The organism is Candidatus Poseidoniia archaeon, from assembly GCA_030748895.1.
GTDB lineage: Archaea > Thermoplasmatota > Poseidoniia > MGIII > CG-Epi1 > UBA8886.
Genome location: JASMLC010000061.1, coordinates 1 through 548, shown reverse-complemented (window position 1 = coordinate 548; position 548 = coordinate 1). Strand labels below are relative to the sequence as shown.

Here is a 548-nt window from a genome sequence, read left to right as displayed (position 1 = left end):
GAGTACATCGCCGCCGGCTCCGGCGATGGCAAGGTCTACCTCTTCGACAAGGACAGCAACACGCCGCTCTGGAACTACACCACTGGGAGTACGGTGTACTCGGTTGCCATCTCGGCGGACGGCGAGTACATCGCAGCTGGCTCTTGGGACGACAAGGTCTACCTCTTCGACAAGGACAGCAGTACACCCCTCTGGAACTACACTGCCGGAGAGGGGGTGCGTTCGGTGACCATCTCGGCAGACGGCAAATACATTGCTGCAGCCTCCTATGACGACTACGTTTATCTCTTTGACAAGGACAGCAGCACGCCTCTCTGGAGCTACACTGCTGGAAGTACTGTATCGGATGTGGCAATTTCGGCGGACGGAGAGTACATTACCGCTGGATCGGTGGACAACAAGGTCTACCTCTTCGACAAGGATAGCAGTACTCCTCTATGGAGTTACTCCACTGGATCTGATGTTGAATCAGTGTCAATTTCATCAGATGGAGAATACATCACAGCTGGATCTCAAAGTGATGGTTCTAATACTAGGAAAGTTTACCT

At 52.9% G+C, this 548-nt stretch carries 1 protein-coding gene; it reads left to right on the top strand.

Going from position 1 to position 548, the window contains the following annotated elements; genetic code table 11:
• On the top strand, nucleotides 1–548 hold a 548-nt coding region (locus QGG57_07105; GenBank protein ID MDP7007922.1), incomplete at both ends, for a PQQ-binding-like beta-propeller repeat protein.